The organism is Bradyrhizobium sp. UBA2491, assembly GCF_002341725.1.
Taxonomy (GTDB): Bacteria; Pseudomonadota; Alphaproteobacteria; order Rhizobiales; family Xanthobacteraceae; genus Bradyrhizobium.
Genome location: NZ_DDOP01000066.1, coordinates 88,549 through 101,771, shown reverse-complemented (window position 1 = coordinate 101,771; position 13,223 = coordinate 88,549). Strand labels below are relative to the sequence as shown.

The 13,223-nt window shown below is 65.1% G+C and carries 12 protein-coding genes; 10 read left to right on the top strand and 2 right to left on the bottom strand.

The annotated features are described in order from the left end of the window. Positions 1–6 precede the first annotated feature (6 nt). The gene (locus B2W55_RS22235) at positions 7–705 is read left to right on the top strand and encodes an ABC transporter ATP-binding protein (protein WP_024583505.1); all 699 of its coding nucleotides are present in this window, start codon (positions 7–9) and stop codon (positions 703–705) included. 43 nt (positions 706–748) lie between these two features. Here the strand turns inward: B2W55_RS22235 and B2W55_RS22230 are convergent, their stop codons facing one another. Further along, on the bottom strand, positions 749–1,018 hold the full coding sequence (locus tag B2W55_RS22230) for a DUF3551 domain-containing protein (RefSeq protein WP_024583506.1): 270 nt from the start codon (positions 1,016–1,018) through the stop codon (positions 749–751). A gap of 131 nt (positions 1,019–1,149) precedes the next feature. After that, positions 1,150–1,440 carry a DUF3551 domain-containing protein gene (locus B2W55_RS22225; RefSeq protein WP_024583507.1) on the bottom strand — a complete coding sequence of 97 codons (291 nt, stop codon included), beginning with the start codon at positions 1,438–1,440 and terminating at the stop codon, positions 1,150–1,152. 296 nt (positions 1,441–1,736) lie between these two features. Between B2W55_RS22225 and B2W55_RS22220 the strand changes: the two genes are divergently transcribed. The 9 genes from B2W55_RS22220 to dxr all read left to right on the top strand — a co-directional run bounded on the left by B2W55_RS22220 (position 1,737) and on the right by dxr (position 13,210). Then, positions 1,737–2,471: an outer membrane protein gene (locus tag B2W55_RS22220; protein ID WP_024583508.1), complete on the top strand. Its 735-nt coding sequence runs from the start codon at positions 1,737–1,739 to the stop codon at positions 2,469–2,471. A 617-nt stretch (positions 2,472–3,088) separates the two neighbouring features. Continuing rightward, a complete protein-coding gene (gene dnaE, locus B2W55_RS22215; protein WP_024583509.1) occupies positions 3,089–6,616 on the top strand; it encodes a DNA polymerase III subunit alpha in 3,528 nt (1,175 codons plus the stop codon). Positions 6,617–6,888: 272 nt separating this feature from the next. Continuing rightward, positions 6,889–7,881: a 30S ribosomal protein S2 gene (locus B2W55_RS22210; protein ID WP_029879753.1), complete on the top strand. Its 993-nt coding sequence runs from the start codon at positions 6,889–6,891 to the stop codon at positions 7,879–7,881. Positions 7,882–8,008: 127 nt separating this feature from the next. Next, the gene (gene tsf / locus B2W55_RS22205; RefSeq protein ID WP_024583511.1) at positions 8,009–8,932 is read left to right on the top strand and encodes a translation elongation factor Ts; all 924 of its coding nucleotides are present in this window, start codon (positions 8,009–8,011) and stop codon (positions 8,930–8,932) included. Between the two features lie 69 nt (positions 8,933–9,001). Beyond that, a complete protein-coding gene (gene pyrH / locus B2W55_RS22200) occupies positions 9,002–9,718 on the top strand; it encodes a UMP kinase (RefSeq protein ID WP_024583512.1) in 717 nt (238 codons plus the stop codon). Positions 9,719–9,791: 73 nt separating this feature from the next. Next, complete coding sequence (gene frr / locus B2W55_RS22195; RefSeq protein ID WP_024583513.1) at positions 9,792–10,355, top strand: ribosome recycling factor; 564 nt, start codon at positions 9,792–9,794, stop codon at positions 10,353–10,355. A gap of 20 nt (positions 10,356–10,375) precedes the next feature. After that, positions 10,376–11,134 carry an isoprenyl transferase gene (locus B2W55_RS22190; RefSeq protein ID WP_024583514.1) on the top strand — a complete coding sequence of 253 codons (759 nt, stop codon included), beginning with the start codon at positions 10,376–10,378 and terminating at the stop codon, positions 11,132–11,134. Then, positions 11,131–11,979, top strand: coding sequence for a phosphatidate cytidylyltransferase (locus B2W55_RS22185; RefSeq protein WP_024583515.1), 849 nt, complete (start codon positions 11,131–11,133; stop codon positions 11,977–11,979). Before B2W55_RS22190 ends, B2W55_RS22185 begins: the two co-directional genes overlap by 4 nt. Positions 11,980–11,983: 4 nt before the next feature. After that, entirely contained in the window at positions 11,984–13,210 is a 1,227-nt protein-coding gene (dxr, locus tag B2W55_RS22180) for a 1-deoxy-D-xylulose-5-phosphate reductoisomerase (protein WP_024583516.1), read from the top strand. Positions 13,211–13,223: the final 13 nt, after the last annotated feature.

Sequence of the window (13,223 nt, the reverse complement as noted above, 5' to 3'; positions counted from 1 at the left end):
GCACGCATGGCTGAGGGGGCTGAAGACGTACCGGTCGTCTATCTTCATGATATCAAGCGGGAATACCGGCAGGGCGAAGCGACGCTGACGGTCCTCAACGGCGCCAAGCTGGCGCTGTGGCCGGGTCAGTCGGTGGCGCTGGTGGCGCCGTCGGGATCAGGCAAGTCGACATTGCTGCACATCGCGGGCCTGCTGGAGAGCCCCGATGATGGCGAGGTCTACGTCTCCGGCACGCCGACCTCGCAGATGTCCGACGTCGACCGCACGCAGATTCGCCGTTCCGATATCGGCTTCGTCTATCAGTCGCACCGGCTGCTGCCGGAGTTCTCGGCGCTCGAGAACGTCATGCTGCCGCAGATGATTCGCGGGCTGAAGCGCTCCGAGACCGTGAAACGGTCGACCGAGATCCTGTCCTATCTCGGGCTCGCTGACCGCATCACCCATCGTCCGGCCGAGCTCTCCGGCGGCGAGCAGCAGCGCGTGGCGATCGCGCGCGCGGTTGCCAACGCCCCAAGGGTGCTGCTCGCGGACGAGCCGACCGGCAATCTCGATCCCGGCACCGCCGATCACGTCTTCAACGCGTTGATGCAACTCGTCAAAGCGACCCGGGTCGCGATGCTGATCGCGACCCACAATCTCGATCTCGCCGCGCGGATGGATCGCCGGGTCTCGCTTGCGAACGGGCAGATCGTCGAGCTCGAATAGAGCGTTGTCGAGTGAAGCCGGCCCGGCTGCTCACAGCCTGGTCTCAATAGGCCCGGTGCGATCGTTTGCCGGACGCGTGCGGCCGCCGATCGAGCGGCGGCCCCGCGTAATAGGGATTGTTGATGCACACCGCGGACAGGCCGGATGCCGAGGCCTGGCACTGCGCCAGCGACGTGTAGCCGCAGTCGGTATCCTCGCCGCCCCATCGATAGTTGGTTTTGCAGACCGGCGAGGTCGAATCGTATTTCTGCGCGGTTGCCGGCGTGCTTGCGACGGTGCCGACAGCGAGCAAGGCCAGAATCAGGAAGCGCATCGGAATCTCCGGTCAATCAGCCGTCCGCGAGGACGCGCCGACGTCGCGCCAGTAGGCGACGCAACCGAATATGCATCAACTCACATTCGCGTCGGCGTTGCCTGCAATTTGGTTGTCTGCAACTCGCTGTGTCAGTGGATGAACAGGTCGAAGAAGCTGTCGCCACGCTCCCGCGCGCGCGTGTGAAGATAGGAGCGCGGATCGTTGTCGCCGGCATAATATGGGTTGGCGACGCAGGTCTGCCCGATGCCCGACGCGGTGGCCATACACGCCTGATAGGACGGGTACGAGCAGGTGCTGAGACCAGGGTAGCGGTCGCCCTGAATGCAGAACGGGTAACGCACGCCGACCGCATGCGCGGGCGCCGCGCCGAGCCCGGCGAGTGCGGCGACAGACGCCGCAGCGAGAATCATCGTCCGCATGTGCATTCCTTTGGCTCGCGAAAATTTCAGTCCCGGTGAGGATCCAAATCGGACAAGCGGGTTCCGGTCAACTCGATCTTTCGCGCAACTGTGCACGCAGATTTGAATTGTGAAAATTGTGCGGCGGCTATGTGGCAAAAGTTCCAAGAAGTGCCCGTAATACAGTATTAACTTCAAATTTGAGCGAAGTCGTTTGGGCCCTCCTGTTGCAGCGAAGTTACAGCAATTCCGATGAGGGCTGCTATGACGGTGTCTCGCGGCCTTGGGGGCCTGTAGAAAAAGTTGGAACGGGAAAAATGAAGAAGATTTTGCTTGTCACCGCCAGCATGATTGCGCTCAGCGCGACGGCTGCTTCCGCGGCTGACCTCGCGGCTCGCCCTTACACCAAGGCTCCGCCGCCCATGGTTGCCGCTGTTTATGACTGGACCGGCTTCTACATCGGTATCAACGGTGGTTGGGGCCAGAGCCACGACAACCGTGGCATCGCCGGTGTCGGCGGCGTTGGCAGCTACGACGCCAACGGTGGAACCGTCGGTGGTCAGGTTGGCTACCGCTGGCAGGCTGGCGGCTGGGTGTTCGGTCTGGAAGCTCAGGGCAACTGGGCTGACTTCTCGGGCAGCACCGGCAACATCGTCGTCCCGGGCGGCACCGTTCGCTCGAAGACCGATGCGTTCGGCCTGTTCACCGGTCAGATCGGCTACGCCTGGAACAACGTCCTGCTGTACGCCAAGGGCGGTGCTGCGGTCACCGATCGCAACTACCAGTTCCTGGCGCCCGGTGGTGGTCTGGCTTCGCAGACCGGCTACGACACCCGTTGGAGCCCGACCGTTGGTGTTGGCCTCGAATTCGCATTCTCGCAGGGCTGGTCGCTCGGCGTCGAATACAACCACATCTTCGAGGACAGCCACGGTGCAACGTTCGTGACCCCGACCGGCGTCGCGGTTCCCGGCTTCTACACCGGTGGCGACACCGACATGGTCCTCGGCCGTCTGAACTACAAGTTCGGTGGCCCGATCATCGCGCGTTACTGATCGCTCGCTTAATTCAAGCGACATCGAAAACCCCGGGCTTCGGCCCGGGGTTTTTTGTTGCCGGCACGGATTGACCATCGTTCTCGATCGCTGCGGATCCAACGCGGCCCAGAGACCCCAACCAACTGCGGTGTTCTCGCTGCAATCCGGGAATGGGACCTCTGCCGGGCGCGCTGCCAACTCCTGCCATGATTAACCAAGGGATTCCTTTCGGGGACAGTTTCCAAACTGCTCCACCACCGTCGCTTGACTCCTAGAACAAAAAAGGAACAATGTTCTGCATACGTTCCAGTTCAGGGAGAGCGGCCATGTTGAAGATTTTCGTGCAGGAAGCTGCGGCGCTGGCATCGATCACGCTGTTCGTCGGGATGATCGCGGTATGGGCCCAGCTGATCACCCAGTTCTGAAATTTCCCCGCGAGGGTAGGGGCATGGCTGGCCCCTGGCGACCCTCGAATGCCCGCTGGGGAAAACCGGGACGACCTGCCACCACGCCGCGTTCGGCGTGGACTTGGCGGGGTCCAGGCGCCACGATGGGGCGCGAGTCGGGCCTGACGCTTTCGCGCTCCGGCTTTGGCACTCGCGCCATCCCTGCCTCAAGAGACCCCGTAAGCAGCCATGCCGAATGCCGGATTCGTTCATCTTCACGTCCATTCCGCCTATTCGCTGCTGAAGGGCTCGATCAAGATCGCCAAGCTCGGCGAGCTTGCGAAGGCCGACCGCCAACCGGCGCTGGCGCTGACCGACACCGACAACATGTTCGGGGCGCTGGAATTCTCCGACAAGATGGCCGGCTACGGCATCCAACCGATCGTCGGCTGTGAGGTTGCGGTCGATTTCGGCGACGTCGACCCCAACACGCGAAGCATCCTGGCGACCACCGGACCGACGCGAATCGTGCTGCTGGCGGCACGCGAGCGCGGCTACCAGAACCTGATGCGGCTGAACTCGCGGGCGTTCCTGGAGACGCCGGTGAACCAGACACCGCACATCAAGCTCGACTGGCTCACCGACGCCGCCGAGGATCTGATCGCGCTGACCGGCGGTCCGGACGGGCCGATCGCGCTGGCGCTGCGTGCCGAGCAGGCAGCGCTGGCGACCACCCGTTGCGAACGACTGGCCAGCCTGTTCGGCGACCGCCTCTATGTCGAATTGCAGCGCCATGGCATCGACAAGGAGCGCCGCACCGAGGGCGGGCTGATCGATCTCGCCTATGCGAAGGGCCTGCCGCTGGTGGCGACCAACGAGCCGTATTTCGCCAGCAGCGACGACTACGAATCGCATGACGCACTGCTGTGCATCGCCGGCGGCCATCTGATTGCCGAGACCAACCGCGAGCAATTGACCCCGGATCACCGCTTCAAGACCCGCGCCGAAATGGCGGTGCTGTTCGCCGACATCCCGGAGGCGTTGGCCTCGACGGTCGAGATCGCCGAACGTTGCTCGTTCCGGCCGAAGACCCGCAAGCCGATTCTGCCGTTCTTCACCGTCGGTGCCGCCGCCAGCGCAGATGCCGCCGCCGACGAGGCCGCCGAGCTGAAGCGCCAGGCCGAGGAGGGCCTCGTGAATCGCCTGCGGGTGCACGGTCTCTCGCCGGGCATGACCGAAGAGGACTACAGCAAGCGACTCGCCTTCGAGCTCGACGTCATCACCCGCATGAAATACGCGGGCTACTTCCTGATCGTGTCGGACTTCATCAAATGGGCGAAGGCGCAGGGCATCCCGGTCGGACCGGGCCGCGGCTCCGGCGCGGGCTCGCTGGTCGCCTGGGTGCTGACCATCACCGACCTCGACCCGATGCGATTCGCGCTGCTGTTCGAGCGCTTCCTCAATCCGGAACGCGTCTCGATGCCGGATTTCGACATCGACTTCTGCCAGGACCGCCGCGGCGAGGTGATCCAGTACGTGCAGGAGCGCTACGGCCGCGACCAGGTGGCGCAGATCATTACCTTCGGTACGTTGCAGGCGCGCGGCGTGCTGCGCGACGTCGGGCGCGTGTTGCAGATGCCGTACGGGCAGGTCGACAAGCTGACCAAGCTGGTGCCGCAGAATCCCGCGGCTCCCGTGACCTTGGCGCAGGCGATCGAGGGCGAGCCCAAGCTGCAAGCGTTCCGCGACGAGGACCCGGTGGTGGCGCGCGCCTTCGACATCGCGCAGCGCCTCGAAGGTCTCACGCGGCACGCCTCGACCCACGCCGCGGGTATCGTGATCGGCGACCGGCCGCTGAGCGAGCTGGTGCCGATGTATCGCGATCCGAAATCCGACATGCCGGTCACCCAGTTCAACATGAAATGGGTCGAGCCCGCGGGTCTCGTGAAGTTCGACTTCCTTGGCCTCAAGACGCTGACGGTGCTCGACGTCGCGGTGAAGCTGCTCAAGCAGCGCGACGTTGATGTCGACCTCGCCACGCTGCCGATCGACGATGCGGCGAGCTACCAGATGCTGGCGCGGGGCGATGTGGTCGGCGTGTTCCAGGTGGAAAGCCAGGGCATGCGGCGCGCGCTGATCGACATGCGGCCGGACCGCTTCGAGGACATCATCGCGCTGGTGGCGCTGTATCGCCCGGGTCCGATGGCCAACATCCCGACCTATTGCGCGCGCAAGCACGGCGACGAGGAATCGGAATATCTGCATCCGATCCTGGAGCCGATCCTGAAGGAGACGTTCGGCGTCATCATCTATCAGGAACAGGTGATGCAGATCGCGCAGCAGATGGCAGGCTATTCGCTCGGCCAGGCCGACCTGCTGCGCCGCGCGATGGGCAAGAAGATCCGCGCCGAGATGGACAAGCAGCGCGACATCTTCGTCGCCGGCGCGATGAAGAACGGCGTAGCGAAGGGCCAGGCGGAGACGATCTTCGAACTGCTCGCCAAGTTCGCCGACTACGGCTTCAACAAGAGCCACGCGGCGGCCTATGCCCTGGTGTCGTACCACACCGCCTACATGAAGGCGCATTATCCGGTCGAGTTCCTCGCAGCGTCGATGACGCTCGAACTCAACAACACCGACAAGCTGTCCGAATTCCGCTCCGAGGCGCAGCGGCTCGGCATCAAGGTCGAGGCGCCCAACATCAATCGTTCCGGCGCCACCTTCGAGGTCAGCGACAATACGATCTACTACGCGCTCGCGGCGCTGAAGGGCGTCGGCATCCAGGCCGTCGAGCAGATCATCGAGGAGCGCAACAAGAAGGGCGCTTTCACCTCGCTGGCCGACTTCGCTGCGCGGGTCAGCCCGCGCGCCGTCAACAAGCGGATCATCGAGAGTCTCGCGGCGGCTGGCGCGTTCGACACGCTCGATCCGAATCGCGCGCGCGTGTTCGCTGGCGCCGATTCGATCCTCGCGGCGTGCCAGCGCAGCCACGAGGCGGCCACGTCAGGCCAGAACGACATGTTCGGCAGCGCGCCGGATGCGCCCAGCATCATGCTGCCGCAGGTCGAGCCGTGGCTGCCGGCGGACCGCCTGCGACGCGAATATGACGCGATCGGCTTCTTCCTGTCGGGCCATCCGCTCGACGACTACGCCACCGCGCTGAAACGGCTGCGGGTGCAATCCTGGGCGGAATTCTCGCGCGCGGTGAAGACCGGCGCGACCGCGGGCAAGGTCGCGGCAACCGTGGTGTCGCGCATGGAGCGGCGCACCAAGACCGGCAACAAGATGGGCATCATGGGCCTGTCCGACCCGACCGGCCATTTCGAGGCCGTATTGTTCTCCGAAGGGCTCGCGCAGTACCGCGACGTGCTCGAGCCGGGCGCCGCCGTGCTGCTGCAACTCGGCGCCGAATTGCAGGGCGAGGACGTGCGGGCGAGGGTGCTGCACGCCGAACCGCTGGATCACGCCGCCGCCAAGACCCAGAAGGGGCTGCGCATCTTCGTGCGCGACACCAAGCCGCTGGAGTCGATCGCCCGCCGGCTCAACATGCCGGATGCCGCACCCGCGCCGGGTGGCGCCGCAAGGCCGCCGGCGGCCAAGTCCGCACCGGCAGCCGCGCCGCCGGCAGGTGCAGCCGACGGCGACGTCTCGCTGGTGATGATGCTCGACCTCGAGACCGAGGTGGAGATGAAGCTGCCCGGCCGCTACAAGGTCTCGCCGCAGATCGCCGGCGCAATCAAGGCGGTCGCCGGCGTGGTCGACGTGCAGACGCTGTAGGTTGCCAGCTCCTTTGCATGGGGTTGTTTTTCGATATTTTGGCCGCGCTCGCCCGCGCTAGCCCTTGGGCCGCCAAACAGGGCCGTTTCGGCTCGATTTGGGCCTATCCGGCCGGCGTAACCGGCCGTATTTCCTTGCTTCTGGCGCAAATCGCGCTATATACCGCGCCATCTCACACGGAAACATGGCTCAAAAGGCCGTCCGGTGGCAGCCGGGCCATAAGGCTCGTCTGCTCACACGTTTCCGGAGGAACCAACCGGAGAATTATCACTATGTCGCTGCCCGATTTTTCTATGCGTCAGTTGCTTGAAGCTGGCGTTCATTTTGGCCACCAGGCCCACCGCTGGAACCCGAAGATGCAGGATTACATCTTCGGCGCCCGCAACAACATCCACATCATCGACCTCGCGCAGACCGTGCCGATGCTGCACCGTGCCCTTCAGGCGGTCAGCGATACCGTCGCCAAGGGCGGCCGCATCCTGTTCGTCGGCACCAAGCGTTCGGCGCAGGACGGCGTCGCCGACGCTGCCAAGCGTTCGGCGCAGTATTTCGTCAATTCGCGCTGGCTCGGCGGCACGCTGACCAACTGGAAGACGATCTCGGCCTCGATCAAGCGCCTGCGTCACCTCGACGACGTGCTGTCGTCCGGCGAAGCCAATTCCTACACCAAGAAGGAGCGGCTGACGCTGCAACGCGAGCGCGACAAGCTCGACCGTTCGCTCGGTGGCATCAAGGACATGGGCGGTCTTCCCGACATGATCTTCGTGATCGACACCAACAAGGAAGACATCGCGATCCAGGAAGCCCAGCGGCTCAACATCCCGGTCGCCGCGATCGTCGACACCAATTCGGACCCGAAGGGCATCACCTATGTGGTGCCGGGCAATGACGACGCCGGCCGCGCGATCTCGCTGTATTGCGACCTCGTCGCGCGCGCCGCCATCGATGGCATCTCCCGCGCCCAGGGTGATTCCGGCATCGATATCGGTGCCTCGGCCGCGCCCGTGCAGGAAGACCTCCCGGCGGCCGCGCCGTCCGGCTTCCAGGGGCTCGCCGGTCCTCGTGGCACCGCCGACAACCTCAAGAAGCTCACCGGCGTGTCCGGTGCGATCGAGAAGAAGCTCAACGACCTCGGCGTCTTCCACTACTGGCAGCTCGCCGAGCTCGACCACGACACCGCGCACAAGATCGGCGAAGAAGTCGGTCTGCCGAGCCGTGCCGACGCCTGGGTCGCCCAGGCCAAGACGCTCGCCGAAGCGGAATAAAAGTTACGCGGTGCGGCCGGGTGTTTCCCGGCCGCCGCTTCTATTCCACGAACAACGATTTCCCTGTCGCCGACGGCGGCGCCATCGGGCGCCGCGCTTTCCGTACAGGCAAGAAGGACATTGAACGATGGCAACGATCTCCGCAGCGATGGTCAAGGAACTCCGCGAGTCGACCGGCGCGGGCATGATGGATTGCAAGGCAGCGCTGACCGAGACCGACGGCGACATGACCGCTGCGCAGGATTGGCTGCGCAAGAAGGGCCTCTCCAAGGCCGCCAAGAAGGCCGGCCGCGTCGCCGCCGAGGGCCTGATCGGCGCGCTGACCTCGGGCACCAAGGGCGTGCTGGTCGAGGTCAATTCCGAGACCGACTTCGTTGCGCGCAACGAGCAGTTCCAGGGCCTGGTCAAGATGATCGCGCAGGTCGCGCTGAAGCACGGCTCCGACGTCGAGGCCATCAAGGCCGCCAAGGTTGGCGACTTCACGGTGGAGCGCGCGATCTCGGACGCGATCGCCACCATCGGCGAGAACATGTCGCTGCGCCGCGCCGCGTCGCTCGAGGTGAGCAAGGGCGTGGTGTCGAGCTACGTCCACAACGCCGTCGTCGAGGGCGCCGGCAAGATCGGCGTGATCGTGGCGCTGGAGTCGGCCGGCAAGACCGACGAACTCGCAGTGCTCGGCCGCCAGCTCGCGATGCACGTTGCCGCCGCGAAGCCGCTGGCGCTCGACCCGGCCGGGCTCGATCCGGAGACCGTCAAGCGCGAGAAGGACGTGCTGGCCGACAAGTACCGCCAGCAGGGCAAGCCGGAGAACGTTATCGAGAAGATCGTCGATTCCGGCCTGAAGACCTACTACAAGGAGGTCTGCCTCCTCGATCAGGCCTTCATCCACGACAGCGGCAAGTCGGTTGCCCAGGCGGTGAAGGAAGCTGAGGGTAAGGTCGGCGGCCCGATCAAAATCGCCGGTTTTGTGAACTATGCTCTCGGTGAGGGAATCGAGAAGCAGGAAAGCGACTTCGCTGCCGAAGTCGCGGCCGCCAGCGGCAAGAAGTAACCGCTGACAGCGGGCGTCCGGCGTGCGCGCCGGAGGCCTGCCTGCGCGGGACAAGAAAGCGATCGCATCATGGCCGAGCCGATCTATCGTCGCGTGGTGATCAAGCTGTCCGGCGAATATCTGGCCGGCTCTCACGGCTTCGGTATCGATCAGCCGACGGTCGATCGTGTTGCCGACGACCTGATCGCGGCGCGCAAGCTCGGCGTCGAGGTCGCGGTCGTGATCGGCGGCGGCAACATCGTCCGCGGCGTCGAGGTATCCGCGCGCGGCGTTTCGCGGCCGACCGGCGACACCATGGGCATGCTTGCGACCATGATGAACTGCCTCGCGCTCGAGGCGGCGATCGAGCGCAAGGGGACACCAGCGCGGACCTTGTCGGCATTCGTGATGCCGGAGATTTCCGAGCTGTTCACCCGTAGTGCGACGCACAAATACCTCGCCGAGGGTCGTATCGTCCTGCTCGGCGGCGGAACCGGCAATCCGTTCTTCACCACCGATACCACTGCCGTGCTGCGCGCGGCCGAGATCGGCGCGCAGGCGGTGCTGAAAGCCACCAATGTCGACGGCGTCTACAGCGCCGATCCGAAGAAGGACCCCAAAGCCAAGCGCTTCGACCGACTGACCCATTCGCAGGCGATCGAGGGCGGCTACAAGGTCATGGACGCGACCGCTTTCGCGCTTGCCCGCGAGACGTCGCTGCCTATCATCGTGTTCTCGATCGCGGAGCCCGGTTCGATCGGTGCGATTCTGCGCGGATCCGGACACGGCACGGTCGTCGCCGGCTGATTGCTGCGCCTCCGGGTCCAGACTTTGGACCCGAGGGCGTCGGCAGCCGGTTTCTAATGAAAGGGAGAACGTCATGGCCGCACCTGGTTTTGACATCAACGACGTGAAGCGCCGCATGCAGGGCGCCACACAATCGCTCAAGCACGAGCTCGGCGGTCTGCGTACCGGCCGCGCCGCGGCCTCCATGCTGGAGCCGGTCCAGGTCGAGGCCTACGGCTCGCATATGCCGCTCAACCAGGTTGCGACCATCAGCGTGCCCGAGCCGCGCCTGCTGTCGGTGCAGGTCTGGGACAAGACGATGGTGAAGGCGGTCGAAAAGGCGATCGTCGATTCCAACCTCGGCCTGTCGCCGGCGACCGAAGGCCAGGTGCTGCGCCTGCGGATTCCCGAGCTCAACGAGGAGCGCCGCAAGGAGCTCGTCAAGGTCGCGCATAAATACGCGGAAGCGGCGAAAGTCGCGGTCCGCCACGTGCGCCGCGATGGCCTCGACGTAATCAAGAAGCTCGAGAAGAATCACGAGATCTCCGAGGACGATCAGGAGCGCCTGTCGAACGAGGTGCAGAAGGCGACCGACGGCATGATCGTCGAAATCGATCAGCTGCTTGCCGCCAAGGAAAAGGAAATCCTGACGGTCTGAGAAGCACCCGGGAACAGCCGATGTCGAACGCCGCCGCCCCAGCAACTGACGGACCGGATCGCTCCGGCAGTCCGTTGCATGTGGCGATCATCATGGACGGCAACGGGCGCTGGGCCGCTTCGCGCGGCCTGCCGCGCGTCGAGGGCCATCGCCGTGGCGTCGAGGCGCTCCGCCGCGTGGTCCGTGCGGCCCATGAACTTGGCATCCTCTATCTCACGATCTTCTCGTTCAGCTCGGAAAACTGGTCGCGGCCGGCGAGCGAGATCGGCGATCTGTTCGGCCTGCTGCGGCGCTTCATCCGCAACGATCTGGCGACGCTGCATCGCGACGGCGTGCGCGTGCGCGTGATCGGCGCGCGCGACGGGCTCGATCCCGACATCTGCGCGCTGCTCAGCGAGGCCGAGGAGCTGACCCGCAACAACGTCAAGCTCAACCTCGTGGTCGCCTTCAACTATGGTTCGCGGGCGGAGATCGCCGCCGCGGCGCGGCGGCTTGCGCGCGAGGTCGCCGACGGCAAGCGTGACGCCAGCTCGATCGATGCCGACACGCTCGGACAATATCTCGACGCGCCCGACATTCCGGATCCGGATCTGATCATCCGCACCAGCGGCGAGCAGCGTCTGTCGAACTTCCTGATGTGGCAGGCTGCCTATAGCGAGCTGGTGTTCGTACCGATTCACTGGCCGGATTTCGACAAAGCGGCGCTCGAAGGCGCGATCGCGGAATACGGCAAGCGCGAGCGCCGGTTCGGCGGCCTCGCCGCGAAAACCGGCTCGTGAGCGAGGGCGAAGCCGCGCCGGCGGCAGCAAGCGAACAGGGGTCGCGCAACCTCGTGATGCGCGTGGTCGCGGCGCTGGTGCTGGCGCCGCTCGCGATCGGGTTGGCCTATCTGGGTGGCGTCGCCTGGTCGCTCTTGGTGACGCTGGTGTCGGTCGGATTGTTCGCGGAATGGCTTGCGGTCACCGGACAAGGGCGTGAACTCCGCGCCATGGTGCCGGGTGTGCTCGCGCTGCTGCTCGCCGGTTTTTGCCTGATGGCCGGTCGACTGGACGCGGCCCTGGTCGTGATCGCCGTCGGTGCGGTCGTGGTGGTTCTGACTTCGGGGGCACGGCGCAATTGGGCGGTTGCCGGATTGCTCTACGCCGCCGCTGCCGAGATCGCGTCCGTGCTGCTGCGGCTCGATATGGTGAAGGGCTTTGCCGCCCTGATGTTCGTGCTGCTGATCGTGTGGGTCACCGATATCGGCGGCTATTTCGCGGGTCGCAGCATCGGCGGTCCCAAGCTTTGGGTGCGGGTCAGCCCGAAGAAGACCTGGGCGGGCGCTATCGGTGGCTTCGTGGCGAGCCTGCTCGTCGCGGCCGGCTTTGCCGTCTTCGAGATCGGCACCACCGGGCCGCTGCTGCTGCTCGGTGCCGTGTTGTCGGTGGTGTCGCAGCTCGGCGACCTGTTCGAATCCGCCGTCAAGCGCCGGTTCGGCGTGAAGGATTCGAGCCATATCATTCCCGGCCATGGCGGCCTGCTGGACCGCCTGGACGGATTTGTCGCAGCCGTCATTGTGGCGGCGATTTTCGGCTTTCTCCGCGGTGGCGCCGATGGCGTTGGGCGCGGTCTTATGGTTTGGTGATGAGATGAGCGCAGTTCCATTGCGTAACAACAAGGCCGCGGTGGCGTCAGCCGCGCGGACCGTGACCGTCCTCGGTGCCACCGGCTCGATCGGCGACAGCACGATGGATCTGCTGCGTGGCGCGCGCGACCGCTACCAGGTCGAGGCGCTGACCGCGAACAGCAATGTCGAGGCACTGGCCAAGCTTGCCAGGGAGTTCGGCGCGCGGTTCGCCGCCATTGCCGATGCCAGCAAACTTTCCGAGCTGAAGGACGCACTGGCTGGAACCCGGATCGAGTGCGGGGCCGGGGAGAGTGCCATCATCGAGGCGGCCGCACGTCCGGCCGATTGGGTCATGGCGGCGGTCAGCGGGGCGGCCGGGCTGAAGCCCGCGCTTGCCGCGGTCGATCGCGGCGCCACGGTGGCGCTCGCCAACAAGGAGTGCCTGGTCTGCGCCGGCGACATCTTCATGGAGCGGGCCAAGAAGGCCGGCGCCTGCATCCTGCCCGCGGATTCCGAGCACAATGCGCTGTTCCAGGCGCTGGGTTCCGGCAATCGGGAAGAGCTGGTGCGGGTGATCATCACCGCGTCCGGCGGACCGTTCCGCACCTGGGCGCCCGCCGACATCGAGCAGGCCACGCTGGAACAGGCGCTGAAGCATCCGAACTGGAGCATGGGCCAGAAGATCACCATCGATTCCGCATCGATGATGAACAAGGGCCTCGAGGTGATCGAGGCGTCCTATCTGTTCGCGCTGGCGCCCGACGAGATCGACGTGCTGGTGCATCCGCAGTCGATCATCCACGGCATGGTCGAGTTCTCCGACCGCTCGGTGATGGCCCAGCTCGGCACCCCGGACATGCGGATTCCAATCGCGCATTGCCTGGGCTGGCCCGAGCGTATCGTCGGCCCGTCAGCCAAGCTCGATCTTGCCAAGATCGGGCAGCTCACCTTCGAGGTCCCGGACTTCCAGCGCTTTCCGGGCCTGCGGCTCGCTTACGAGGCGTTGCGGCTCGGGCACGGCGCGACCACGGTTTACAATGCCGCGAACGAGATCGCGGTCGCAGCGTTCATCGCCGGCAAGATCAAGTTCGGCGCGATCGCGCGGCTGGTCGAGGCGACGATGAATGATTGGATCAGGTCGGGGAATCAGCCACCACTGCATTCGGCGGATGACGCGATTTCCGTTGACCATATCTCGCGAAATAAAGCTGCCGCCCTATTGCCTCAAATTGCCTTAAAGGCATCCTAGAGGGTTGGGGACG

Excerpts from the sequence above, each read along its gene's own strand:
- B2W55_RS22235 (WP_024583505.1), top strand. The coding sequence starts at position 7 with ATGGCTGAGGGGGCTGAAGACGTACCGGTCGTCTATCTTCATGATATC.
- B2W55_RS22230 (WP_024583506.1), bottom strand. The coding sequence starts at position 1,018 with ATGCGCTTCCTGATTCTGGCCTTGCTCGCTGTCGGCACCGTCGCAAGC.
- B2W55_RS22225 (WP_024583507.1), bottom strand. The coding sequence starts at position 1,440 with ATGCGGACGATGATTCTCGCTGCGGCGTCTGTCGCCGCACTCGCCGGG.
- B2W55_RS22220 (WP_024583508.1), top strand. The coding sequence starts at position 1,737 with ATGAAGAAGATTTTGCTTGTCACCGCCAGCATGATTGCGCTCAGCGCG.
- dnaE (WP_024583509.1), top strand. The coding sequence starts at position 3,089 with ATGCCGAATGCCGGATTCGTTCATCTTCACGTCCATTCCGCCTATTCG.
- B2W55_RS22210 (WP_029879753.1), top strand. The coding sequence starts at position 6,889 with ATGTCGCTGCCCGATTTTTCTATGCGTCAGTTGCTTGAAGCTGGCGTT.
- tsf (WP_024583511.1), top strand. The coding sequence starts at position 8,009 with ATGGCAACGATCTCCGCAGCGATGGTCAAGGAACTCCGCGAGTCGACC.
- pyrH (WP_024583512.1), top strand. The coding sequence starts at position 9,002 with ATGGCCGAGCCGATCTATCGTCGCGTGGTGATCAAGCTGTCCGGCGAA.
- frr (WP_024583513.1), top strand. The coding sequence starts at position 9,792 with ATGGCCGCACCTGGTTTTGACATCAACGACGTGAAGCGCCGCATGCAG.
- B2W55_RS22190 (WP_024583514.1), top strand. The coding sequence starts at position 10,376 with ATGTCGAACGCCGCCGCCCCAGCAACTGACGGACCGGATCGCTCCGGC.
- dxr (WP_024583516.1), top strand. The coding sequence starts at position 11,984 with ATGAGCGCAGTTCCATTGCGTAACAACAAGGCCGCGGTGGCGTCAGCC.